Source organism: Aliirhizobium sp. YIM B11859 (assembly GCF_057163345.1).
On record NZ_JBXHAY010000002.1, the window covers coordinates 575,282 to 598,207 of the forward strand.

A 22,926-nucleotide genomic window follows, 5' to 3' on the forward strand; every position below is an offset into this window, starting at 1 on the left:
TGAGTCAGCGACAACTATGGAAAGTTGCGGGGACTAATTAATAATTGATTAACCATGCCTATCCGATTTGCCCCATATCTAGTGGGTACAAACGAAGATGGCACAAATCTCCTGGGGGAATCTGCCGCATCGCCGAGCGATCCCGAAGACTCCATTTGACACGCCTCATTGTCGTCAAATTCGAAACAGCATTGCCAACAAGCAATGGATTACCCCTTAGGGTTGCATATCGCGTCTTCCGCGAACCGCTTTTCGCTCCCTCCAAGACGAATCGCTTGCTTACAATCAAGTTTCAAACTTGACGCAGGCTGGTGTGATGTAGGGATTTCTCTGCTCTAGTGGGTCGGCCATCCGGCGCACCCGGCGTTTGCCACGACGACAACACGGAACACCGGGTAGAGTTTATTACCGGCCGAAAGGCAGCACTGTGCGCTGCTAAAACCTGGCGACAATCATATGCGCGACCCTCGCAAGAGAAGTGCTGAAGATCTGCATCGGCTCCATGCGGGAGGTCGAACCGGCTGCCGATCGAAATCAGGGCTCGGCGCTGAATACCGGCATGGCCGATCCGGCGGTGATATTCGCAAGGCAGGTCCGCGCGGTATCCAGTGCCTCGCGGATCGTCACGTCCATGTCGAGGTAACGGTAGGTCCCGAGGCGACCGACGAAAGTGACGGCCTTTTCACGCCGGGCGAGTGCAACATATTGCGAAAGCAGCGCCTGTTCGCCACTCAATCGTATCGGATAATAGGGTGTGTCGTCAGGACCGCAGGCGCGGGAGAACTCGCGGTAGCAGATACTCTTCTGATGGCTTTCCCAGGGCGAGAAATGTTTGTGCTCGGTAATGCGTGTATGCGGCACATCCGCATCCCCGTAATTCATCACCGCACAGCCCTGATAATCGCCATCGTGACGGAATGGCTCGAAATCCAGCGTGCGATATCCCAGACGGCCGAGTTCATAGTCGAAATAGCCGTCGAGCGGGCCGGAATAGAAGACATGGGCGAAGTTTTCGGCATCGGCACGGGAGAAATCCCGCTCAAGCTCCACCTCGATATTGTCATGCGAGAGGATGCTGGCGACCATTTCGGTATAGCCGTTCTCCGGCATGCCCTGGAACTTGTGGGCGAAATAGTTGTCGTCGTAGTTGAACCGCACAGGCAGGCGCTTCAGAATGCTGGCCGGCAGGTCGGCAGGCGAACAGCCCCATTGCTTGCGCGTATACCCCTCGAAGAAAGCCTCATAGAGATCACGCCCGACGAATTTCAGCGCCTGGTCTTCAAAGGTGACCGGCTCGCCGATCGACGGGTCGGAGAGGGACACAATGAAGTCCCTGGCCTCGTCCGGACGCAGCGTCTTGCCGAAAAACTGATTGATCGTGTGAAGGTTCACCGGCAGCGAGTAGACCCTGTCGCGGCTCGTCGTCTTCACCCTGTTGACATAGGGCATGAAAGGCATGTGCCGATTGACGTAGGCCCAGACTTCCTCATCATTGGTGTGGAAGATGTGCGGCCCGTAGACATGCACCATCACGCCGGTCGCTTCGTCGCGCTCGGTGTGGCAATTGCCGGCGATATGGGAGCGGCGGTCGATGATCTTCACCGCGTGGCCGGCCTCCGCGAGCTCGCGGCCAATGACGGCACCGGACAGCCCGGCTCCGACGATCAGCACCGATTTCGACATGACCGAGCTTCCACCCATCAGATGAACTGCTCGATATAGCTGCGAACATCGAAGGCGGCATCCTGTGGCCGCATCGGCTCGCCAAATCCGGGATCGAGCTTGAGCCAGGCCCGACCGCCTGCCTCCTGGGCGGCAGGAACAGTTCTCGTCAGCCTTTCCTGTACCTTTGCCGGCAGAAGATTGATGAGTTCGGCCGTCACGGCCGGATCGACAATGGCCGGCAGGGCGCTGAAATTGGCAGCTTCGGATGCGGCCATCGCGACACCAGCCAGCTGGCGCAACATGTCAACGGACGTGCCCGGCAGGGTGATCTGCCGATAGGCAGCCATTCTGTGGTAGAGAATGTACGCCTCGACCCAGTTCTTCGTCTGGATGTGCAAGCGCAGTGCCACCGACTGGCGCTTGTACATGAATTCCATGATCTTCTGGGTAATTTCCTGATAGTCGAAAGCCGTCGGCTGCTGGTCTTTCCATCGCTGCGAGGCGAGATATTCAAGCCCGCCGCGATAGGTATCCCACTGGAACATGCATTCGTTGTTGCCCTGCTGCATGCGCGGATCGTCGGACACCGCCGTCACCCGTGCAAAGGGCTCGGGCATGAACATCACGCCGGCCTTGTCCAGCGCGCGGGTGGTGTAGAGATAGGCCCAGAAGATGAAGGGCGTGCCGCTCGATATCGACTTTTCCAGGACATCCCGGCGGACGATGAGGAATTCGGGAAAAATGTGGTAGGAAAAGATAAATTCGAGGAGGCCGCGGAAATCTCCCTTGGCAAAACGCGTCGGGCCGGGCATCCGATAGAACGGTCCGATATCGCCACGGCCGGGACGGGCATCGACCAGCAGCCAGGGAGCCTGGATCATGCCCAGGTCCGGGTCGGCTTCCATTACGCGCAGATATTCGACCACCTTTTCCGGGATCAGCAGATCGTCGTCACCGAGAAAGACCGCGTAGCGCCCCTTGGCCCTGCGCATGGCAAAAGCGTAATTGCTGACGAAGCCGGAATTGCTGGCCCGGCGAAATGCCGAGATCTCGGGCTCATGCGCCAGAGACTTCATATAGTCTGCGGTGCCATCAGTGGAGCAATCATCAACGACGACGATCTCGAAGGAAATCCCGAGTTCGCGAAACGACTTCAGGTGGAACGAGACATTCCGCTGGAGAAGGAACTGGCGATTGTAGGTCGGCACGCAGATGGACAGCAGGAGTTCGGTATCGGACATGGCTGGAACCGCTTGAGAGTTGTTGTTGAACACCGCAGGCAGTCTGCCGATGCTTAAGGTGCCGGCTTCTGCAAGGTCCTGGCCGCCGGCGCAGCCAGAACAGCGACCGCATCAATGCGACTGAGCCGGAGCGCCTTTCCCGGAGCTGGCGCCGGCACCGGCAGGTGCAGCTTCCGGCGGGATGATCTTCTTGGTCGCCGTTCGCTGGCTCGGCCTGCCGTTCAGATCGGTCTTGGACAGATAATCGAGCTGCTCAAAGATCACCGACGTGACGAGCTCGTCCTTGGCCTTGGCGTTGAGGTCGGTCTTGATCTTGGCTCGAAGTCCCTCGACATCGATATGCCCCGCTTTCGGCAGGTCGATCATCTTGTCGCCGACCAGCAGGGTGTAAAGTTCGTCGGTGATATAGGGGCCCATCGGGATATGCGTCTTTGCCGCCTTCTCCTGATCGATCATCACCGAGACCTTGGTGAGGAAATAACCGGTCACCGCCCCGTCGGACAGGACGGGGATGCTGAGGACCTCACCGGCAACGTAGGCCGGCGGGATCTCCTGCTTGGCGGCCGCGCTGTCTGCGCCGCCACCCGCCAGGGTGACGGCCGCATAAACGCCACCGAGCGAGATGATGCAGACCCAGGCGCCGATCAGGACAATCTTGATCATCTATCGGTCCGGACCATGAACTGTTCCTGCGAATAGGTGCCATCGTCATCGGCGCTGCGGACGGCGTTCTTCAGCAGTTCGGCAACGGCACGGACAGCACGCATATGCGCTTCGACACGGCGCTCGTTGAGCTTCAGCTTGGCCTTCAGCGCGTGCAACTGTTCCACATGCGCAGCGGTGATCTCGTTTCGATCGCTGTTGCGAAACAGCATGGTCAGTTCATAGAGGCAACGGCTCTTATGGGCGTTCGACAGCTTGAAGTCGAAATCCGCATCCGTGCCAATCCGCTGGTTTTCGTTCTCGATGATCACATCAAGCCGACCAAGAACCGCCTTGATGCGGTATTCGCTATTCAGAACTTCCATAGAGACCTTCTCCCTCGAATTGTTGTTTTATTCAGGCCGCATCGCTATCGGTTTTGCCCGCAGCGTCCGGCGATATCAGCGTCCGGCGCTCGAAGTCGGTGATCATGTTGAGCGCCATGTTGCGGTCTTTCTGATCGGTTTCGAGATTCGGCGCTTCGACACGCTGCTTGTTCAGTGCCTGCTGGAAGACCTGCTGGGCGATGCCGATGCCACCGTGTTTGGAGACGGAATCGGCCATCTGTTCGGCCATCATGCCTTTCCAGAAATCGCCGGCCGAGCCCTTGCCGTAGACCGCCTCGCTGTCCTTCGGCATCATGTCCTTAAAGAAGGTCGACAGGATGCTGGCTTCGAACTTGCGGTAGACTTCAGGAACTTTTTCGGTGCCATTGACGGGATGAGCATTGCCAAGACCGGCCTTCGTCGCGTCGCTTGAGCCCGTGCCGATCATCGATGCGAAGCCCGCGTTGCTGGCCGTCAGTACCGCAGCCTCTTTCTCCGCGCTTGCAGAACGCAGCTTTTCACGTGCTGCCAGCATGCTGCCGGGATCGGCGGCCTTGACGACATCGAGCACGAGATCGCTGGGAGGAGATATAGCCACTTCGTTTTCCTATTTGCTGAAAATCGAAGTCGATGTTGGCATCCTAACCTTGCTGGAAGCTGGCGTCCTTCAAGGTGATCATCATCTCCAGCAGGTTATAGACCGCGTCGTCCTCGCGCGCCCGCTGTTCCTGCTCCACGGCTTCCTTGCGCCGCTCGTCCAGTTTGTCGCCCTTGCTGCGCTCTTTTGCGAGCCGCGCCTCCTGCGCCTTGCGCGCGGCAGTCAGCTGCTTTTCCTCCGATGCGAGACGCGAAAACCGACCAAGATAGTGACGCGACAATCCGCGATGAATGGGATCGAGCGACGTCATGACATTCGCCGTCATGTCCATCGCTGCGGCCACTTCCTCACGCTGGCGGACAACCATCGCAAGATCGTTCTCGATGATCTTTTCCATGTGCCGCTGGACCCTTACCAGCCGCTTGAGCTTCTTCGATCTTTCAAGGTCCGCCATCGTCGATCCTAGATGTTGTTGAAGATGACGAAGAAGCCGTCGGCGAACTGGCCGAGCATCGCGGCTATGGCGAAATAGAGGAGCAGGATACCGCCTGCGAGAGCATAAGGGGTCGAAATGAAATAGAGGGGTATCTGCGGCGCAAGCTTGTTCACCAGGCCGACCACGACGTTGAACAGCAGGCCGTAGAGAATGAAGGGGCTCGCCAGACGCAGCATGATCTTGAAGGATGCAGACAGCGTATCGGTCAGGCTGATCAACGATCTCTGGGCACCGATCAGGGTACCGACCGGAATGGTGACGTAGGACTCCGCCACCGCCTTGATCATGTAGTGATGGAAATCGAGGATGAAGAGAATGAGCAGCGCGCCGGTTGCGAGCAGGCTGGTGAGCTGATTGTCCGACGTTTCTTCGAATATGTCGCCCGACGGGCTCGAATTGAAGGCGATCGCCATGCCGATCACCGAGCCGGCAAACTGCATGCCGAGGACATATATGCGCGCGACAAGGCCGAAGATCACGCCGGTTATCGTTTCCGAGAAGATCGTCGTCAGATAGACTTCCGGTGCTGCCGAGGCCGGCGGATAAAGGACATCCCAGAACATAGGCAAAAGCGCCAGCGATAACGCCAGCGCTATAAAGAGCCTTATCTGCATCGGCAATCTTGCCGATGCGAACCCGGGCATCACCATCAGGCATCCGCCGATGCGGCAGAATGCCAGGAAAAGCGCCATAATGGCGCCTTGCGGGTCGGGGATCATGAAATCGAACCGAGTATCTTGATTTCCGTGCCTTTCGCCAACTCGACGTGAGAAAGTACCGGCAGCGTCGAAAACAGCCGCTCGGTGATCATGCGGACATAGGAGCGCGTTTCGGGCAGGGTCACAAGTACAAAAGGCAGGCCCTCGTCCATGAATTCACGGATAACCTTGCTTGCCTCGTTGCTGAACTCTTCAAGGTGGCGCGGATCGATGTCGAACTCGATGACTTCGCCCTTGGCATCACGCTTCAGCGCCTGCTGGAAGATCAGGTCCCATTTGGTGCCGATGCGCACGACACGCAGGACGCCGTTGTCGGAAAGATCACCGCAGATCTGCTGTGCCATGCGAACGCGCACGTGCTCGACGATCTGCTCCGCCTTCTTGAGATGCGGGGCAAGCTCGGCCACGGCTTCGAGGATCAGGTGCAGGTTGCGGATCGAAACACGTTCGGCGAGCAGCAGCTTCAGGATGGCCTGCAGGCCGGAATAGGACATGTGCGACGAGCAGATCTCGTCGGCAAGCTTCTTGTATTCGGGGTCCAGCCGGTCGATGAGGATCTTGACATCCTTGAACGACAGCAGCGACGGCAGATTGTTGCGGATCACCTCGCTGACATGCGTCAGGAGTGCCGAAATATTGTCGATCGGGTGGAAGCCTTCGCGCTTCAGGTCGTCGACGAAATGTTCGAGAACGGAAACCGCCGGCATGCCGAATGCGGGTTCGCGAACCTCGTCGCCCGGAACCGACGGCTTGTGCCTTTTGCCGGTGATGACCAGCACTTCCCCGACGCGCAGCGTGCTTGCCGCCACCGTCGTGCCATGGATGCGGATCTGGTAGGACTTCTCGGGAATGGCGATATCGTCGGTGACCTTGATCTCGGGTACGACAAAACCATACTGGACGGCAAATTTCTTGCGCATCTTGCTGACGCGGAAGGCCAGTTCCTGATGGGCACCGAGCAGGCGCGGCGAAACCAGCTTGCCGAGCGCCAATTCGATTTCCGTCGTCCTGAGGACGTTCTTGACGGTATCGCGCTCGACCTCCTGCTTGTGGACGGCCTTCTTTTCTTCCTCTTCACGCAGAGCCTTGTTCTGCGCTTCGACCTGACGCGGGACGACCCAGGCACCTGCGGCCAGAAGACCACCAAGGACGGTGAACGGCAGGAATGGCAGTCCCGGCATCAAGGCCAGAAGGAACATCAGTCCCGCAGCAACCGACATCGCCTTCGGGTAGCCGCTGAGCTGGCCGATAACGGCCGTGTCGGTGGAACCCTGGGCGCCGCCACGCGTGACGATCAGGCCGGCGGCGAGCGAGACGATCAGCGCCGGGATCTGCGAAACGATACCGTCACCGACGGAGAGCTTGACGAACACGTCGGCCGCTTCGCCGATATCCATGCCGTGGCGGAAATAACCGATGATGATGCCGCCGAAAACGTTGATGGAGGTGATCAAAAGACCGGCCACCGCATCACCGCGAACAAACTTGGAGGCACCATCCATCGCGCCGTAGAAGGAGCTCTCTTCTTCGAGTTCGCGCCGGCGGCGCTGGGCTTCCTTCTCGTCGATCGTGCCGGATGAAAGATCCGCGTCGATCGACATCTGCTTGCCGGGGATGGCGTCGAGGGTGAAGCGGGCGCCGACTTCCGCGATACGCGTGGCGCCCTTGGTGATGACGATGAAGTTGACGACGATCAGGATCAGGAAGACGATCAGACCGATGACGAAATCGCCGGACATCACGAGGCTGGAGAAACCGGCGATCACGCCACCGGCCGCATTATGCCCCTCATGACCGTGAGACAGGATGACACGCGTCGTGGCGATATTGAGCGACAGGCGGATCATCGTGGCGATCAGCAGGATGGTCGGAAAGGACGAGAAGTCCAACGGACGCTGAATCCACAACGCGACCATTAGGATCAGCACGGACAAGGCGATGGAAAACGCCAGGCCGATATCAATCATGAAGGCCGGTATCGGCAGGAAGAGAATGCACAGGATCGTGACTATGCCGATGGCAAATCCGACGTCACGGCCTCGCGCGGCAACCTTCGGCAGCGGCAGGATACTTGGAGGGGTGGCCATTTCTGCTCCGTCTCGTCATGAGATGCGGAAACCGCCTGAGGCGCTTTCGCTTACAACTTCCTTAGACACCGGCGACCATCGCAACATCCGAGAGCCGGCCGGTTTGGTTGAAATCTAGGAAACGAAGCTTGCGTGAGAGTGACCGGAGCAAACCCGAATGCCCGAATAGGTTGGCAATGGGGATGACAAAAGGTCGTTTTTCATCTATGGTCACCTGAAAATCAGGACGCGTGGCATACAGGCCGTGCGGACTCATGCGCGATGGAAGCGCAAGGCTAGGCCATGATATCGGCCGCTGTAGCAAGCAAGAGGCCTCCATCGCATGACGTCGACTACCCTTTCCACGTATACCAGCTACCTGATCGTCAACAGGGACATGAAGTCTTCGTTGTCGCGTGTCGCAAGTGAAGGTGACGTGGCGAGTAACACCGCCTACTACAAGGAAAACATCGACAAGGTGACCAGCGTCGACGACTTCGTCGGCGACTACCGGCTGTTTTCCTACGCGATGAAGTCCTATGGCCTGGAGGACATGACCTACGCCAAGGCCTTCATGAAGAAGATCCTTGAGAGCGATCTCAGCGACGATTCCAGCTTCGCCAACTCGCTGACCGATACCCGCTACAAGGAATTCGCGTCGGCCTACAATTTTTCCGGCGATACCGCGACGGCGCAGACATCTGCCCAGACCGACGCCCTGACGACGGCCTACCAGGATTCGTTCGAGCAGGAAGAGACGGATATCAAGACCGAGGTATCCTATTTCGCCAACCAGATCGGCAAGGTCGACGACGTCAACGACATCATCGGCAATGACCGGCTGAGAAGCTACGTACTCGATTCCTTCGGCCTCGATTCCACCTACACGTCCAAGACCTATCTGAAGCAGGTCCTGACCAGCGATCTCGACGATCCCGACAGCGTGGCCAATACGGCGAGCAGCGATGCCTGGCGGCAATTGGCGGCAGCCTTCAATTTCAGCAGCGACGGCACGGTGCCTGACGGAGAAAGCGCGCAGACTGCGGACCAGACGGAAGACCTGCGGCTCGACTATATCTACAACAAGTCGACCTATCCTTCCGACCTTCTGCTCGACGCCAACCAGGAATACTGGGAGAAGCATGTCGCAGATGCAAGCACTGCGACCGAGATCACATCCGACGATCGCATGCTCGATTATGTCAAGACGGCCTTTGGCCTGCGTGACACGTTGATGGCATCGAGCGTCGCCAGTATGATGTATAGCCAGACCTTTGCGGAGACGATCGGCAACACCGAACTGCTCGACTATTTCAATTTCCAGAGCGACAATACTCTCGCCGACGGCGATACGGCGCAGACGGCCACACAGATCTCCAGCCTCGCCTCGAAATACAAGACGGCCTTCCTGGCAAACCAGACGGACGCGATGGACACCGCCGTTTCGAACTTCGAGACCCGCATCGCAACCGTCACCAATCTCGACGACTTCCTCACCTCCAATGCGGATGACGAAGACGAGAACAACGACGATGTGACCGAGATCTGGGATGTTGCGCTACGGGCCTACGGCATCGATCCGGATGAAGTTTCGACCTCGGGGCTGCGCAAGATCCTGTCCAGCGATCTCGACGACAAGGACAGCTACGTCAATCAGCTCGGCGATGAACGTTACGTCAACCTGGTCAAGGCTTTCAATTTCGATAGCGAAGGCGATGTGGACGTTCCGCTGCTTGCGCAGTCGGAAAACGTCACCGACGATTACGCAGACGACTATCTCAGCCAGAAGACGCGCTTCCTGAAGGGCTCGGACTATACGGATGCCGAGGACGCGGCGAATGAAGAGATCGATTATTTCAAGAAGCAGATGGAAACGATTACCAGCGCGGACCAGTTTCTGTCCGACGACCGGCTGGTGAAATTCGTTCTCGAAAGCCAGGATATCGATCCGGACAGCGTCACGACCGACGAGCTGAAGCAAATGTTCGCCTCGGATCTCGACGACAAGGACAGCTACGTCAACCAGCAATCGAACACCGCGTTCGCCAAGATCGTCTCGTCGTTCAACTTCGATATCGAAGGTAATATCACGACCGAGACGCTGGGCACGGTCCAGCAGAGAGGCGACGTCTACAATACGGTCAACAACTATTACCGGCAGACGATGGAAGAGGAACAGGGCGATTCCAACGAGGGCGTCCGACTGGCACTGTATTTCCAGCGCCAGGCTCCGACGATCACCAGCGCCTACGATATTCTCGGCGATACGGCACTGCTGCAGTTCTTTACCAGCGCCTACAGCCTGTCGGACTATTTCTCCAGCCAGGATCTGGAAAAACAGGCCTCGACCGTCAAGAACTTTATCGATCTCGACCAGCTGACCGATCCCGATTATGTCGAAAAGATCATCCAGCGCTTCACGGCTCTTTACGACACCGAGAATGGCACCGCGAATTCCCCCGCGCTCAGCATCCTTCAAGGGGGATCGACCTCGATCAGTGCAGACACGTTGCTCGCGGTGGCACAGCTCTCCGCCGGCTGAATGGGATAAGACACACAAACACGCAGGCTTTGGCCTTCGCAAACGAAAACACCGCCCGATGCGATCGGGCGGTGTTTTTGTTTGGTCACGACCTTGCGGATGCAGGCCTCAAGGTCGTCGCGGTCAACCCCAGTCGATGCAGTAACCGAGGAAGCGCTTTGAATCGATCGGATCGGTTCCGAGCTTCTTGCGGAGTTTCTTGCGCAGCTTGCTGATATGGCTCTCGACGACGTTTTCCTCGACGTCCTCGTCGAAAATGCCGTAGATGGCCGAAAAGATCTGCGCCTTGGAAACCCGGCGTCCGCGGTTGGCGACCAGATATTCGAGAATGCGACGCTCGCGGCGCGGCAGTGGGAAAACTTCACCGGCAATCTCGGGATCACGGCCGTCGGAATAGACGCGGATGGAACCGATATCGGTGTGATTGGAAATTGCCGAGAGACGACGGCGGATGGCGGCGGCTCTTGCCAGGATCTCGCGGGGATGGACAGGCTTCCTGACGACATCGTCGACGCCGGCATCGAAGAGGGCAAGCGTCGCGTCGAGCGACGGCTGGTCGGAGACGGCGATGACGGGAGCCTGCGAACGGTCGCGGATCGCTTTCGGCAGATCGCTTGCATTCCTGGTCTGGCCGATGAGGAAGGCCTCGATGGCGCGGATATCGGCATCGGCTGCGGAATTGACCCATTCGCCGAACTCGACGGGATCGAAGCCTGCCGAGGGAATGCCCTCGCGGCCGAACAGGGATGTGTAACCTTCCGTTACGAGCTCTCGCTCATCAACCACGACGATCATTCACCCATCTCCGAATCAGCCCGTTCATTTGCTGATGCCATGAGTACGAATCGCGTGAGTCAGCGACAACTATGGAAAGTTGCGGGGACTAATTAATAATTGATTAACCATGCCTATCCGATTTGCCCCATATCTAGTGGGTACAAACGAAGATGGCACAAATCTCCTGGGGGAATCTGCCGCATCGCCGAGCGATCCTGAAGACTCCATTTGACACGCCTCATTGTCGCCATACTCGGAACGGTGGAAGAAATCCGGACGAAACTCTACTTCCAGTTGCCGCCGGCGCAGAAGGTGGATGCGCCGCTGGTCCACTGTCCGTAGCCCGACGCGACCAGGTTTGCGATGACCCGACAGACGTAACGCTGCTGTGCGGGATCGTTGTTGGGGCCGGCATGGTAACGGGCGACCGCCATCGTCCAGGTTTCGTGACGATCATAGAGTTCTCGCAGGAAGCGCGCCGCATAAGCGACGTTCTTCGCCGGGTCGAACATGTCCTGCAGCGAGGAGAACCGCTCGCCGTGATACATGAGGTTGATCTGCATGCACCCGATGTCGATCAGTTTTGCCCCCTGCCCTCTCGCCGTCGCGACCTGAGCGAAGGCTTCCTGCAACGAGCCGGGGAAATAAGCCTTTCCCTCGACGTTCAGGGCATAGGGGCTGAGCGATCCCTTGCGCCCCGTTTCCGTGAGGCCGACGGAATAGAGAATTCCCTCCGGGATGCCATATTGTGCCGCAGCGTTCTGTATCTGCCGTTCACATGCGAGGCTCGGGCTGATCGCCGCCTTACCCTGCTCAGAGATAAACGTGGTCGGGGCGACTATCAGTGCGGCCGCCAGCGGTACCCTGAGCCAAGCTGTCATCACTACCTCCGGAAGAGCTGCCGCGCACGGTGATTTCCGGCGTGTCAGTCATGCTGCGGCCGAAATTGCCCCCCTGGCGGCCGCTCTGCTGCTGCTGTTGCTGCTGTGCCTGCCCCATATCGGAAGACTGCCTTCCGTTGGCAGACTGGTCATCGCCCTTGTCGGACGATGTCGAGCTGCTGCTGGCAATGCTGACGGTGATCTGGTCAACGCTATAGCCCTGCGCCTTCAGGCTGTCCAACATCGAGGAACTGTCCGTGAGGAGCTGCTTGTAAGCCTTGCTGCTCTCTACCGACAGGTGGATGTTCAGCTCTTCGCCGACCATGCGCATGGTGGCCGTCACATGCCCGAGACCGTTCGGATTGAGTTCGATCTTGAGCGTATTCACCACCTTGCCGGTGCTGGCGTAAAGCGCCTCGTTGGACAGTTTGGCGCTGGGGTCCATGGCTGCCGACCAATCGGGGTCCTTACCGAAGGCGGTGGCGAGCGACAGGGCATTCGAGCTCGGTGCCAGGCCGACAAAACGCCGGCTTTCACTGACGGTCACGGACGGCATCTCGATATCGGAGGAGAGGTCGTCATCATGATCGAGCGCGTCGTGGACGGCCGCAACGGAATCCGCTGCAGAGGCGGTCGCCTTGGCCGTGCGATTGCTATCGGATGTCGTCGCGGGAGTGGTGGTTGCCGAAGAACTGTCGGAAGCAATTGCCTGGCCCGTGGCACTTGCACGCGAGGCGAGAACGTCCGTATCGACCTTCGTCCCGACACTGTCGACCTGCGACTGAACGGCCTGCTGCGGATCGACGACTGCGTCTGACTGCGTTGGCTGGGCAACCGGCACTTCCGACGTGGCCTGAAGAATTGCCAGCGCATCCTCAGCCACGGCATCACCGGTGCCGGTACCGGCATCCGTCGCATCGGCATCGGCCTGATCCGTCCTCGGCTGGTCCGTCGTCGTATTGCGCACCTGCGTACCCTGGGCCTTGGCCGGAACGGGGATTGCCGCCTGCAGGTCGGCAAGCAGATCGGTCGCGGCGCTGAGATCCGCATCCGCGGCATCGGCCGTGACAGGCTGCTGAGGCAATTGAGCGTCGTCTGCGGGCAATTCCACCGCCGCATCAAGAAGCGCCTGATCCAAGGCCTGCCCGTCCTGAACAGGGACCGTCTGCGACAAGGCATTTGCGGTCGCGGCAGCCGATTGGTTGGCACTATCGCCTGTCTTGGCGCCAGTGGTGTCGGCTGCAGATTTTCCCTGCCCGGACTGGGCCGATGCCGTCGAGCCGTCGTCGCCTGCGGACTTTGAGCTTTTTCCCTGCCCGTCCCCGTAGGAATTGAGCGTCTTGGCAAACCCATCGTCCCCGGTCGAGCGCGTTCCCTTGCCGGAAGCCGAGGAGGCCGCCGTCGCCGCATCGGCCTTCGACGCAACAGCACTATTGACTACATTCATCATCGGTCACCATCCTCCTTCGCAAGGAGCGTATCTATCTCGCCCAGCTTGTTTCTGCCTTGCGTGACAAAATTATCGACCACAGCATCCTGCGCTGCTGCCGCCGTCACTGCAGGCGCTTTTGCGCCAGAAGGGGCAGGCGCGGCAGCTTTGGCCACAGGCATTGTGTCGCGGGCATTCGCTTCGTTCGTGGAATTTACGTCTTCACTGGCAACGGGAGCCGCCACGGGCTTGACGATCTCCTCGCCTATTCTTTTTGCAGCGTCGAGCAACGCCCTGTCGCGGTCCGACAATCCTTCCCGCGGAATCGACGACAAGCCGCCGATCACGTCGGACACATTGGAAGACGAGACCTTGGCGATCTGCTCGTAGAGGCCCGGCAGCACCGCCATTCCCTTGCCGCCAAGGACATCGTTCAACTTGCTAGCCTGTTCGGCCGCAAAGCTTGCCAGCTCATATTTCCCCTTGAGCGTCGCCAGCCTGGATATGCGCAGATAAAGCTCCTGCGCGCGGTCCGCGTCCATCAGCGCCGCCACTTCCGAAACGCGGTCCTGGCCGATGACCGGCTGCCCGGTTACGGCAAGATCGACGAAAAGATCGGCAAACTGGCTGGCATAGGGCGAATGAAGGAAACGCCGCGCATAGCGTACCGAATAACCGAAAGCCCGTTCGGTATCCTTGAGGCCGACGCTGGCGACGATCGAACGGCGCAGTGCCGCCTCTTCCAGAATGGTGCCAGGCGCATTCAGCCGCGTGCGGTCATAGAAGGTCAGGGCCTGCCCGGGATTGGTGGAATAGGTGACATTGCCTGCGACGAGGTTGAGATAGGGGCCGATCGTCGAACTCTGATATTCGTCGGCGAGCGCGGCAATCGAATTCGACACCTGGGCGCCTCGTCCGTCGAGATATTTCTGCAGGACGTTGACCACCCGGGCATCGAGATAACCCTGCGTATCGCGCGCCGCCAGGAAATTGAGTGTGGCGGGGTTGCCGCCGCTCATGACGTAAATGAAAACAGCATCGGCGTTGCGGGTATCGGAAAGCGAGGCGTTTTCGGCCGATCGCAGCCTCTGGTCCAGCGAATCAAGAAGATAACGCTGGAGCTCCGAGGCGGAATGATCGCCGAGCACCAGGGAATCCTGGACGAATTGCAGGGACCGCAGGATCTTGTAGGCGTCGAGCGACTGGTCCTGGGCGCGCACATCCGTCGACCATGCTGCCAGCGCGGCGGCAAGGAAGGTGAAACGGGCAAACCAGGGTCTACGAGCGAACATCAGCGCTTACCTTCAACCATCGGCAATCAGGATTTCGATGCGGCGGTTCGTTCCGTCCTCGGGATTGTCGACGGCCTGGGGTCGCCGGTCAGCGAAACCGGAAAGCTGCTTTACCCTGCTTTCGTCAAGCCCGCCGCGCATGAGCATGAAATAGGCGGCGTGGGCGCGTTCCATCGAGAGCGTCCAGTTGTCGTCCTTTCCGCCGCGATAGGGCTTGCTGTCGGTATGGCCGCGGATAACGATGGAGCCCGCCTTGGCTTTCAGCACTTCGGCGACCTTTGCCATCGCCAGCACGGTTTCCCGCCGCGGCACGGCCGAGCCGAGATCAAACATCGGCGTTGCGGCCTGATCCGAGATGCTGACCAGCAACCCGCCCTCAGAAGGCGTGACGACGATGCCTTCGGCAAGCTTGCCGGGCACGCCGCTCATGGCCTTGACGATCTCGGTCCTGAGTTCGTCGGCCTTTTTGGTTTCCTCTGCAGAAGCCTTGTGATCTTCGGTCTTGTCGGCAGTCTTGTCAGCCGTATTGGCTTCCGGCTTACCGCCGACAGTGGCGTCCTGGCTGCGGGCAGCCTCCGGTGGGGTGTCGGCGCCGGCCGGTCCCTGAAGCGCGGCCATCTGCTGTGCTTCAGCCTTCGACTGGTTCGGGTTCTGCTGCTGCGCTTCGGCGGCTTCCGCCTTGGCCTGCTTGCTCTCCAGCGTTTCGGGCAATTTGCTGTCCTGGGTGACGGCGATCGCGCCACCCTGTCCCGATTGCGAGCCAGAGGCCTGCTTGCTCCAGAAATCCGGATCGAAGGGGTCGCGATAGGCCTCGCCGCCGGATGCTCCAGTGGATGGGCCTGAATTGGCGGCGCCACCCTCACCCTTGACGCTGACATTCGCCTGCTGGCCGACTTCCTGGGCGATCTCCGCCAGAACCGCGTAGGGGTTCTGGAAAAATGCATCCTCGGAGAAGCTGGTATTATCGCCGGTCGAGGCTGCAAGGTCCTCGCCGGATGCAGCTGCTGCCCCCTCCTGCGACTTGTCCGCCTTGACGTCCGAACGCTGGCCGTCCTGCTCGCCTTCGGCCTCGTTCGCCGGATTCTTGACACCTTCCGATGCCGGAACCTCGTCGGTCAGCTTGATCGGATTGAAATAGCTCGCGATCGAGGCCTTGGTTTCCTCGTTGGAAGCGTTGACGAGCCACATGACCAGAAAGAAGGCCATCATTGCCGTCATGAAGTCCGCATAGGCAATCTTCCAGGCACCGCCATGAGCACCGTCGTGGTCACCCTTGTGGCGCTTGACGACAATGATCTCGTTCTTGCCGTGATGGTGGCTCTCACTCATCTATCTGCTCTTCCATCGCTTCGACACAAGTCTTCAGACGTGTCACCAGAACCGTGTCGCCAATTTCCAGCGTCATGTCGATTTCCGAAGACTCCTTGTAGTCGACCTCGGTAACCAGCGGATCGAGCCGTTTGCGCATCAGGTCGATGAATGTGCCGGGGCCAGTCACGGCCAGCTTGACCGTCCTGCCCTGACCTATCTCTTCGGCGACGTCCTCGGCAAATTTTGCACCGGCAGCGCGGGCGACCTGATCCTCGACGAAAGGCGTCAACACGCGAACGACCGACATCTCGACGGAGCCGGCAAGCGACACATGCATCTGTTTGAGGAATTCCCCGACGCGTTCTGCGACCGCCTCTTCGTATTTCCCGGCAAGCGCATCGATTTCCTGACGATGCCGGGCGGAAAGCTCTGCCAGTTGTTCTTCATGGCGCGCTGCCATGTCGCGCACGGCGGCTTCATGGCCTTCGGCATAGGCCTGGGCTTTCTCCGCCTCGATGTCGATGGCTGGCTCGACGGAAACCTCGGGCATATCGAACGCGTTGTCGGGGAAATCGAAATCCGAGACGAAGTCCTGCGGCTGCGGCTGAGGCGCGCCAAAATCCTTCAAGTAACGGGCAAGCGGCACACTCATGGCAGTTTCCTTACCGGGCCGACATGCGGATAATGAAAAGGCTTACCGTAAAATATATCAAGAGAACCCCTTCCTTCGCGCCATAGAAAGGCTCGCGTCGAAATCAACGGTCGAACCACCCGGGAACGGACGCATCACCGCCAGAGATCAGCTACGATGCCAAACTTGTGCGAGGATGAAGAGGCTCATATTCACTCGAAAAGAACCCGGGCGCTCTGCTGGTGGCTGTTCAGCATCGAGAGCAGCTGGGACGACAGCGACTGCTGGGTCTGATAGGCCGTCAGCTTGGTAGACTCTTCTTCCATGTCGGCATCCACAAGACGGCCGACCCCCGTATCCAGAATATCCTGAAGCGATGCAACGAAGCTCGTCTGCTGTTCGATGTTGCTGGACATGGTACCAAGCGAGCTTGCAAGCTGATTGAGCTGGTCGGTCAGAGTGCCGACAACCGACACCATGTCGTCGAGCTCCGATTGTGTCGTATCGTCCGATATCGCGATCGCCGTGCCGCCGGCGGGAATGTCGGATCCTACGTCGAGCAGATAATAGTTCCGGGCCGTCGTGGTGCCATCCGGGTTCAGGCTATTGGCGTCGATTGCCCCGGTCAGCAGCCCGCGGCTTGCATCCGCGGTGTCGACCAGCGTCGTATCTGCTGTGTCGATCGAGACGTAGCTGAGGGAAACCGCCCCCGAGACGCTGCGCTGAAAGGATGTCGGAATTGATTTCGACGCGCCGAGGATGGCGTCGTCATTGTAAAGCCAATTATCGCCGGAAAAACTGGCCGCGTGAAGAACCGAAGACAGGTTATCCTTCAGCGAGCTGATGCGGCTGTTCAATGCGTCGCGATCGGTGCCCGCCTCGTTGGCGGTTATCAGCTGGCCATTGATTTCGTCGAGGATGTCGATGGCGGACGTGACCGCCTCATAGCTGGTGTCGACCTTGGATGCACCCAGATTGAGCGCATCGCCAACACTGCCCAGGACACTCTGGTCAGACGACATGTTGGTGGCAGCCGACCAGTAGCCGGCATTATCGGCAGCAGTCTCGACCGCCAGACCGGAGGAGGTCTTCTTCTGGGTATCTTCGAGATTGTCGCTGGCGAAGAGGAGCGTCTGCAATGCGCTCTGCACGTAACCGACCGTCATGATATTCGACATGTTCTAACCACCTATGTTCGGAATCAGGACATGCCGGCTCACAATCCGGCTGTGACGCTGCGGCTTCATGCAGGCCTGCCACTGGCACAGGCGCGTCACATCTTTGGCTCTCGGCCTTGGCGCGAAGGTTAATAAAAACCTACGATTCGAACAAGCTGCAATCGGCGCCCTATGGAGGGAAAAGAGCAAGCATGTGCGAAAGGCAAGAATTGCCGTCCAAGCAGATTGAGCCGCGTTTTGAAAACGCGGCTCAGAGATCGATCCATCTTTCGGAGTGCCGAACCCCTTAGCCCTGGAAGAGGGTAAGGATGTTCTGCGAAGAGGAATTGGCAATCGACAGCGACTGGATTGCAAGCTGCTGCTGTGTCTGCAGTGCCGAGAGTTTGGCGGATTCCTCTTCCATGTCGGCATCCACCAGGCGGCTAACACCCGTTTCGATGGCGTCCGACAACGTCGAGGCGTAGTTGTCCTGCAGGTCAATTCGGGTGATCAGCGCACCGAGGGCTGCGCCGGAATCGGTCAACTGCGAAAGAGCCAGCTCGACCTGGTCGAGATAGTCCTGGATGTCGCCGGTCGTCGACGTGCTGTTGATGCTGACTGCCATGACGCTGCCGAGCACGCCACCCGAACCGACGCCATCCTGGATGGTGGCGAACATGGCGTAGGAAGCGACTGCGAACTCTGCCGTGGTGACCTTGACCGTGCCGTCGGAGTTGCGGATGAAGCCATCGACAACGACCGTGTTCGATGCGTCGGCGGCGGCGACCGTCCAGTTTTCACCGGAGAAGGAGGCAGCCTGTGCAACCGCGCTCAGCTGCTCCTGAAGCTTGCTGATTTCAAGCTGAATCTGGTCCTTGTCGGTCGAGCTTTCAGTCGCGGTAACGAGTTTTGCCTTGATCTCATCGACGACATCGATGGCGCTATCGACGGCAGAATATGCGGTATCGACCTTGGCCGCACCGACACCGAGGGCGTCCTGGGCGGCATTGATAGCCTTGTTGTCGGAATTCATCGTGGTCGAGATCGACCAGTAGGCAACGTTATCCTCGGCATCCTGGACGCGATATCCGGAAGATACACGATCCTGGGTGTCTGCAAGGTTGGAGCCGATGCCGCGCAGTGTCTGAAGTGCGGACATTGCGGAGGTGTTGGTCAAAATGCTCGTCATATGAAATTGCCCCTATGGCTAAACGGTGGAAGGGACATTCCGGCGTGAACCGGTAACCGCGATCAGCTTCATGCTTGCCGGGCGTCTGATCTTTGCTGCGCACCGGTCCGCTGTTCCAATGGCGAGGAGAAAACCTCATCGTGGTTAACAAGCGGTTAACAAGAGTGACGACTTGTTAATGGAGTTGAACGAAACCCTAACGGGCTGCGTGCGGTGAAATAGAAAATTAACAAATAAAAACAACTCATTAAAAAAGGCCGCGCTTGCGCGCGGCCTGGTTTTCCCAAGTGGGATTTTTTTATTGGAACAGGGTGAGGATGTTCTGCGAAGAGGAATTGGCGATCGACAGCGACTGGACCGCGAGCTGCTGCTGCGTCTGGAGGGCCGAAAGCTTCGCTGATTCTTCTTCCATGTCGGCGTCCACCAGGCGGCTTACGCCGGTTTCGATGGCATCCGAAAGCGTGGAAGCGTAGTTGTCCTGCAGATCGATGCGGGTCGTCAGAGCACCGAGTGCGGCGCCGGCATCCGTCAGGCTCGCCAAAGCGGTTTCAACCGTATCCATGTAGGCGTCGATTTCGCCCTGCGTCATCGTCGAAGTCAGAGCAATGGTCATGACGTCGGCGAGAATGCCGCCCGAACCAACGCCATCGGCGATCGAGTCGAACATTGCGTAGGTCTGGATATCGTAGGTCGCAGTGGTGACCTTGACCGTGCCGTCGTCCTGGCGAATGAAGCCGTCAACCACCTGACCCTGGGTCTGGTCGCCTGCAACAACCCAGTTTTCACCGGAGAAGGAAGCGGCCTGGCCGATCGCGGAAAGCTGTTCCTGAAGCTTCTCGACTTCGAGCTGGATCTGGTCCTTGTCGGTCGAGCTTTCGGATGCGGTGACCAGCTTCGCCTTGATTTCGTCAACGACGTCGATGGCGCTGTCGATCGCCGAATAGGCGGTGTCGACCTTGGCTGCGCCGACGCCGAGAGCGTCAGAAGCTGCGTTAAGTGCCTTGTTGTCGGAATTCATGGTCGTCGAGATCGACCAGTAGGCAACGTTGTCCTCGGCATTGGCGACGCGGTAACCGGAAGATACGCGATCCTGGGTGTCGGCAAGGTTGGAGTTGATGTCACGCAGCGTGGACAGCGCGGACATTGCAGAAGTGTTGGTCAGAATGCTGGTCATAAAAGTCGCCCCTTTGGCATGATGTTGGAAGGGACATTCCGGATTGCGCCGGGAACGACAGTCAGCGTCATGCTTGCCAAGAAAGTTAATTTCGGCTCGTCGTTTTGATGAGCCGATTAGACACCGTTAAGGTTAATGATTTGCAAACGCGAAATAGAGAAATCGATAATAATTTCATCTACTTGGAATTAACTTTTTGGTAACGATTGGAGCTGCCCCCAGCGCTCGAAGAGGGATTTCCCACAACGGCAGCTGCCTTCTTCAAGGCGATGACAACGCCAACGAAAAAGGGCCGTACCCTGAAGGTACGGCCCAATCTTTTGAGAGCGATGCGAGCTCTTACTGGAACAGCGTGAGGATGCTCTGCGAAGAGGAGTTTGCGATCGACAGCGACTGGACCGCGAGCTGCTGCTGGGTCTGCAGTGCCGAAAGTTTGGCCGATTCTTCTTCCATGTCGGCGTCCACAAGGCGGCTTACGCCCGATTCGATGGCATCCGAGAGGCTGGAAGCGTAGTCGTCCTGCAGGTCGATGCGGGTCGTCAGAGCGCCGAGTGCAGCACCGGCGTTCGTCAGGCTCGCCAGAGCGGTTTCAACCGTATCCATGTAGGCGTCGATATCGCCCTGCGTCGATGCGGACGACAGAGCAATGGTCATGACGTCGCCCAGAATGCCGCCCGTACCAACGCCGTCTTCCATCGAGCTGAACATTGCGTAGGTTTCGATGTCGTAGGTCGCCGTGGTAATCTTGACCGTGCCGTCGTCCTGGCGAATGAAGCCGTCAACCACCTGACCCTGGGTCTGATCGCCTGCAACAACCCAGTTTTCGCCGGAGAAGGAAGCGGCCTGGCCGATAGCCGAAAGCTGTTCCTGAAGCTTGGTGACTTCGAGCTGGATCTGGTCCTTGTCGGTCGAGCTTTCAGACGCGGTGACCAGCTTTGCCTTGATTTCATCAACGACGTCGATGGCGCTGTCGATCGCCGAATAGGCGGTATCGACCTTGGCTGCGCCGACGCCGAGAGCGTCAGAGGCTGCGCCGAGGGCCTTGTTGTCGGAATTCATGGTCGTGGAGATCGACCAGTAGGCAACGTTGTCAGATGCGTCGGCAACGCGGTAACCGGACGAAACGCGGCTCTGGGTGTCGGCAAGGTTGGAGTTGATGTCACGCAGCGTGGACAGCGCGGACATTGCGGAAGTGTTGGTCAGAATGCTGGTCATAAAAATTGCCCCTATGGCACTATGATGGGAGGGACATTCCGGATTGCGCCGGGAACGACAGTCAGCGTCATGCTTGCCAGGAAAGTTAATTTCGGCCTGTCGTTTTGATGAGCCGATTAGACACCGTTAAGGTTAACGAGCTGCAAACGCTAAAAGACAAAATTGATAATAATTTCAGATATTTGCAATTAACTTTTTGGTAACGAACAGAGCTGGGTTCCGCGCTGTAGGACGAATTTCGCTCAGCGGAACCTGCCGTCTGTATGGCGGTGACGACGCCAACGAAAAAGGGCCGCACCCTGAAGGTACGGCCCAATCTTTTGAAAGCTGTGCGGGCTCTTACTGGAAGAGCTGCAGGATGCTCTGCGAGGAGGAGTTTGCGATCGACAGCGACTGAACTGCAAGCTGCTGCTGCGTCTGCAGTGCCGAAAGCTTGGCCGATTCTTCTTCCATGTCGGCGTCCACCAGGCGGCTTACGCCGGAGTCGATGGCATCCGAAAGCTTGGAGGCGTAGTCGTCCTGCAGGTCGATGCGGGTCGTCAGAGCGCCGAGTGCGGCGCCGGAGTTCGTCAGGCTTGCCAGAGCGGTTTCAACCGTATCCATGTAGCCGTCGATATCGCCCTGCGTCGATGCGGACGACAGAGCAATGGTCATGACGGCGCCCAGAATGCCGCCCGTACCAACGCCGTCTTCCATCGAGCTGAACATTGCGTAGGTTTCGATGTCGTAGGTCGCCGTGGTGACCTTGACCGTGCCGTCGGTGTCGCGAACGAAGCCGTCGACGACCTTGCCCTGCGTTGCGTCGCCTGCGACGACCCAGTTTTCACCGTTGAAGGATGCAGCCTGGCCGATAGCCGAAAGCTGTTCCTGAAGCTTGGTCACTTCGAGGTTGATCTGGTCCTTGTCGGCCGAGCTTTCGGACGCGGTAACCAGCTTTGCCTTGATTTCGTTGACAACGTCGATGGCGCTGTCGACAGCTGCGTAAGCCGTGTCGACCTTGGCTGCGCCGACGCCGAGAGCGTCAGAGGCTGCGCCAAGCGCCTTGTTGTCGGATTTCATCGTCGTGGCGATCGACCAGTACGACACGCCGTCAGACGCGGAAGATACCTTCTCGCCGCTCGACACGTGGTTCTGGGTCTTTTCCAGGTTCTTGTTGACGTTGCGGAGCGTTTCGAGAGCAGAAGTCGCGCCGGCGTTGAAGTTGATGCTAGACATGAAAGTGTCCCCTAAAGACTGAAAACAAACGGTGAGGACATGCCGGGTTCTATGCGGCTGCGACGGTCCGACATCATGCCACTCGGTTCCGTTTTTCGTTTAGGACACCAACCCGTCGCAGCAGAAAATTAGGCCCCAAGGCCTTGCTGCATTCTTAATTTCGGGGGCGAAGCACCGCCAATGCGGTGGCGTAGTTAACAAAGAACTAAGCCCAGCCCGTTCCGATGAAAAATATTCACGACCGGGTTTTTGGACCGCCATCGCCATGTGCACCGGTTTCAAGCAAGCTTCGCCAGATAG

General features: G+C 58.5%; 20 protein-coding genes. 1 reads left to right on the forward strand and 19 read right to left on the reverse strand.

Translation table 11 applies throughout. The annotated features are described in order from the left end of the window. Nucleotides 1–534: 534 nt before the first annotated feature. From glf to flhA, 8 genes are all read right to left on the reverse strand, one after another. Nucleotides 535–1,683, reverse strand: coding sequence for a UDP-galactopyranose mutase (gene glf, locus AC2GXZ_RS09005; protein WP_483758814.1), 1,149 nt, complete (start codon nucleotides 1,681–1,683; stop codon nucleotides 535–537). A gap of 17 nt (nucleotides 1,684–1,700) precedes the next feature. Then, a complete protein-coding gene (locus AC2GXZ_RS09010; protein ID WP_483758815.1) occupies nucleotides 1,701–2,906 on the reverse strand; it encodes a glycosyltransferase family 2 protein in 1,206 nt (401 codons plus the stop codon). A 111-nt stretch (nucleotides 2,907–3,017) separates the two neighbouring features. Further along, a complete protein-coding gene (locus AC2GXZ_RS09015; protein WP_483758816.1) occupies nucleotides 3,018–3,569 on the reverse strand; it encodes a hypothetical protein in 552 nt (183 codons plus the stop codon). Further along, nucleotides 3,566–3,934, reverse strand: a complete 369-nt coding sequence (locus tag AC2GXZ_RS09020) for a hypothetical protein (RefSeq protein ID WP_483758817.1) — start codon at nucleotides 3,932–3,934, stop codon at nucleotides 3,566–3,568. The genes AC2GXZ_RS09015 and AC2GXZ_RS09020 overlap by 4 nt, the downstream gene beginning before the upstream one ends. Nucleotides 3,935–3,965: 31 nt before the next feature. Then, a complete protein-coding gene (locus AC2GXZ_RS09025; protein WP_483758818.1) occupies nucleotides 3,966–4,532 on the reverse strand; it encodes a rod-binding protein in 567 nt (188 codons plus the stop codon). A gap of 43 nt (nucleotides 4,533–4,575) precedes the next feature. Then, nucleotides 4,576–4,986 carry a hypothetical protein gene (locus tag AC2GXZ_RS09030; RefSeq protein WP_483758819.1) on the reverse strand — a complete coding sequence of 137 codons (411 nt, stop codon included), beginning with the start codon at nucleotides 4,984–4,986 and terminating at the stop codon, nucleotides 4,576–4,578. A gap of 8 nt (nucleotides 4,987–4,994) precedes the next feature. Further along, nucleotides 4,995–5,747: a flagellar biosynthetic protein FliR gene (gene fliR, locus AC2GXZ_RS09035; protein WP_483758820.1), complete on the reverse strand. Its 753-nt coding sequence runs from the start codon at nucleotides 5,745–5,747 to the stop codon at nucleotides 4,995–4,997. Then, nucleotides 5,744–7,834 carry a flagellar biosynthesis protein FlhA gene (gene flhA, locus AC2GXZ_RS09040; protein ID WP_483758821.1) on the reverse strand — a complete coding sequence of 697 codons (2,091 nt, stop codon included), beginning with the start codon at nucleotides 7,832–7,834 and terminating at the stop codon, nucleotides 5,744–5,746. Before flhA ends, fliR begins: the two co-directional genes overlap by 4 nt. 322 nt (nucleotides 7,835–8,156) lie before the next feature. Here flhA and AC2GXZ_RS09045 point away from each other — a divergent pair, with 322 nt between their 5' ends. Then, nucleotides 8,157–10,355, forward strand: a complete 2,199-nt coding sequence (locus AC2GXZ_RS09045) for a DUF1217 domain-containing protein (RefSeq protein WP_483758822.1) — start codon at nucleotides 8,157–8,159, stop codon at nucleotides 10,353–10,355. Nucleotides 10,356–10,478: 123 nt separating this feature from the next. On the opposite strand, the gene AC2GXZ_RS09050 is transcribed toward AC2GXZ_RS09045, so the two are convergent. From AC2GXZ_RS09050 to AC2GXZ_RS09100, 11 genes are all read right to left on the reverse strand, one after another. Continuing rightward, entirely contained in the window at nucleotides 10,479–11,150 is a 672-nt protein-coding gene (locus AC2GXZ_RS09050; RefSeq protein ID WP_483758823.1) for a winged helix-turn-helix domain-containing protein, read from the reverse strand. Nucleotides 11,151–11,416: 266 nt separating this feature from the next. Then, entirely contained in the window at nucleotides 11,417–12,013 is a 597-nt protein-coding gene (locus AC2GXZ_RS09055; protein WP_483758824.1) for a lytic transglycosylase domain-containing protein, read from the reverse strand. Next, nucleotides 11,946–13,463: a flagellar hook-length control protein FliK gene (gene fliK / locus AC2GXZ_RS09060; protein WP_483758825.1), complete on the reverse strand. Its 1,518-nt coding sequence runs from the start codon at nucleotides 13,461–13,463 to the stop codon at nucleotides 11,946–11,948. The genes AC2GXZ_RS09055 and fliK overlap by 68 nt, the downstream gene beginning before the upstream one ends. Continuing rightward, nucleotides 13,460–14,734: a chemotaxis protein gene (locus AC2GXZ_RS09065; RefSeq protein ID WP_483758826.1), complete on the reverse strand. Its 1,275-nt coding sequence runs from the start codon at nucleotides 14,732–14,734 to the stop codon at nucleotides 13,460–13,462. The genes fliK and AC2GXZ_RS09065 overlap by 4 nt, the downstream gene beginning before the upstream one ends. A gap of 12 nt (nucleotides 14,735–14,746) precedes the next feature. After that, nucleotides 14,747–16,063 carry a MotB family protein gene (locus AC2GXZ_RS09070; RefSeq protein WP_483758827.1) on the reverse strand — a complete coding sequence of 439 codons (1,317 nt, stop codon included), beginning with the start codon at nucleotides 16,061–16,063 and terminating at the stop codon, nucleotides 14,747–14,749. After that, nucleotides 16,056–16,697 (reverse strand): hypothetical protein, encoded by a 642-nt coding sequence (locus AC2GXZ_RS09075; protein WP_483758828.1) that lies wholly within the window; start codon nucleotides 16,695–16,697, stop codon nucleotides 16,056–16,058. The genes AC2GXZ_RS09070 and AC2GXZ_RS09075 overlap by 8 nt, the downstream gene beginning before the upstream one ends. A gap of 191 nt (nucleotides 16,698–16,888) precedes the next feature. Then, on the reverse strand, nucleotides 16,889–17,854 hold the full coding sequence (locus AC2GXZ_RS09080) for a flagellin N-terminal helical domain-containing protein (protein WP_483758829.1): 966 nt from the start codon (nucleotides 17,852–17,854) through the stop codon (nucleotides 16,889–16,891). Nucleotides 17,855–18,140: 286 nt separating this feature from the next. Continuing rightward, nucleotides 18,141–19,022, reverse strand: coding sequence for a flagellin N-terminal helical domain-containing protein (locus AC2GXZ_RS09085; protein ID WP_483758830.1), 882 nt, complete (start codon nucleotides 19,020–19,022; stop codon nucleotides 18,141–18,143). Between the two features lie 298 nt (nucleotides 19,023–19,320). Next, complete coding sequence (locus AC2GXZ_RS09090; RefSeq protein WP_483758831.1) at nucleotides 19,321–20,196, reverse strand: flagellin N-terminal helical domain-containing protein; 876 nt, start codon at nucleotides 20,194–20,196, stop codon at nucleotides 19,321–19,323. A gap of 339 nt (nucleotides 20,197–20,535) precedes the next feature. Further along, a complete protein-coding gene (locus AC2GXZ_RS09095) occupies nucleotides 20,536–21,411 on the reverse strand; it encodes a flagellin N-terminal helical domain-containing protein (protein WP_483758832.1) in 876 nt (291 codons plus the stop codon). A 339-nt stretch (nucleotides 21,412–21,750) separates the two neighbouring features. Next, nucleotides 21,751–22,626 carry a flagellin N-terminal helical domain-containing protein gene (locus tag AC2GXZ_RS09100; RefSeq protein ID WP_483758833.1) on the reverse strand — a complete coding sequence of 292 codons (876 nt, stop codon included), beginning with the start codon at nucleotides 22,624–22,626 and terminating at the stop codon, nucleotides 21,751–21,753. Nucleotides 22,627–22,926: the final 300 nt, after the last annotated feature.

Excerpts from the sequence above, each read along its gene's own strand:
- AC2GXZ_RS09020 (WP_483758817.1), bottom strand. The coding sequence starts at position 3,934 with ATGGAAGTTCTGAATAGCGAATACCGCATCAAGGCGGTTCTTGGTCGG.
- AC2GXZ_RS09100 (WP_483758833.1), bottom strand. The coding sequence starts at position 22,626 with ATGTCTAGCATCAACTTCAACGCCGGCGCGACTTCTGCTCTCGAAACG.
- AC2GXZ_RS09015 (WP_483758816.1), bottom strand. The coding sequence starts at position 3,569 with ATGATCAAGATTGTCCTGATCGGCGCCTGGGTCTGCATCATCTCGCTC.
- AC2GXZ_RS09070 (WP_483758827.1), bottom strand. The coding sequence starts at position 16,063 with ATGAGTGAGAGCCACCATCACGGCAAGAACGAGATCATTGTCGTCAAG.
- fliK (WP_483758825.1), bottom strand. The coding sequence starts at position 13,463 with ATGATGAATGTAGTCAATAGTGCTGTTGCGTCGAAGGCCGATGCGGCG.
- fliR (WP_483758820.1), bottom strand. The coding sequence starts at position 5,747 with ATGATCCCCGACCCGCAAGGCGCCATTATGGCGCTTTTCCTGGCATTC.
- AC2GXZ_RS09045 (WP_483758822.1), top strand. The coding sequence starts at position 8,157 with ATGACGTCGACTACCCTTTCCACGTATACCAGCTACCTGATCGTCAAC.
- AC2GXZ_RS09030 (WP_483758819.1), bottom strand. The coding sequence starts at position 4,986 with ATGGCGGACCTTGAAAGATCGAAGAAGCTCAAGCGGCTGGTAAGGGTC.
- AC2GXZ_RS09095 (WP_483758832.1), bottom strand. The coding sequence starts at position 21,411 with ATGACCAGCATTCTGACCAACACTTCCGCAATGTCCGCGCTGTCCACG.
- AC2GXZ_RS09090 (WP_483758831.1), bottom strand. The coding sequence starts at position 20,196 with ATGACCAGCATTCTGACCAACACTTCTGCAATGTCCGCGCTGTCCACG.
- glf (WP_483758814.1), bottom strand. The coding sequence starts at position 1,683 with ATGTCGAAATCGGTGCTGATCGTCGGAGCCGGGCTGTCCGGTGCCGTC.
- AC2GXZ_RS09055 (WP_483758824.1), bottom strand. The coding sequence starts at position 12,013 with ATGACAGCTTGGCTCAGGGTACCGCTGGCGGCCGCACTGATAGTCGCC.
- AC2GXZ_RS09010 (WP_483758815.1), bottom strand. The coding sequence starts at position 2,906 with ATGTCCGATACCGAACTCCTGCTGTCCATCTGCGTGCCGACCTACAAT.
- flhA (WP_483758821.1), bottom strand. The coding sequence starts at position 7,834 with ATGGCCACCCCTCCAAGTATCCTGCCGCTGCCGAAGGTTGCCGCGCGA.
- AC2GXZ_RS09065 (WP_483758826.1), bottom strand. The coding sequence starts at position 14,734 with ATGTTCGCTCGTAGACCCTGGTTTGCCCGTTTCACCTTCCTTGCCGCC.
- AC2GXZ_RS09085 (WP_483758830.1), bottom strand. The coding sequence starts at position 19,022 with ATGACGAGCATTTTGACCAACACCTCCGCAATGTCCGCACTTCAGACA.
- AC2GXZ_RS09050 (WP_483758823.1), bottom strand. The coding sequence starts at position 11,150 with ATGATCGTCGTGGTTGATGAGCGAGAGCTCGTAACGGAAGGTTACACA.
- AC2GXZ_RS09075 (WP_483758828.1), bottom strand. The coding sequence starts at position 16,697 with ATGAGTGTGCCGCTTGCCCGTTACTTGAAGGATTTTGGCGCGCCTCAG.
- AC2GXZ_RS09080 (WP_483758829.1), bottom strand. The coding sequence starts at position 17,854 with ATGTCGAATATCATGACGGTCGGTTACGTGCAGAGCGCATTGCAGACG.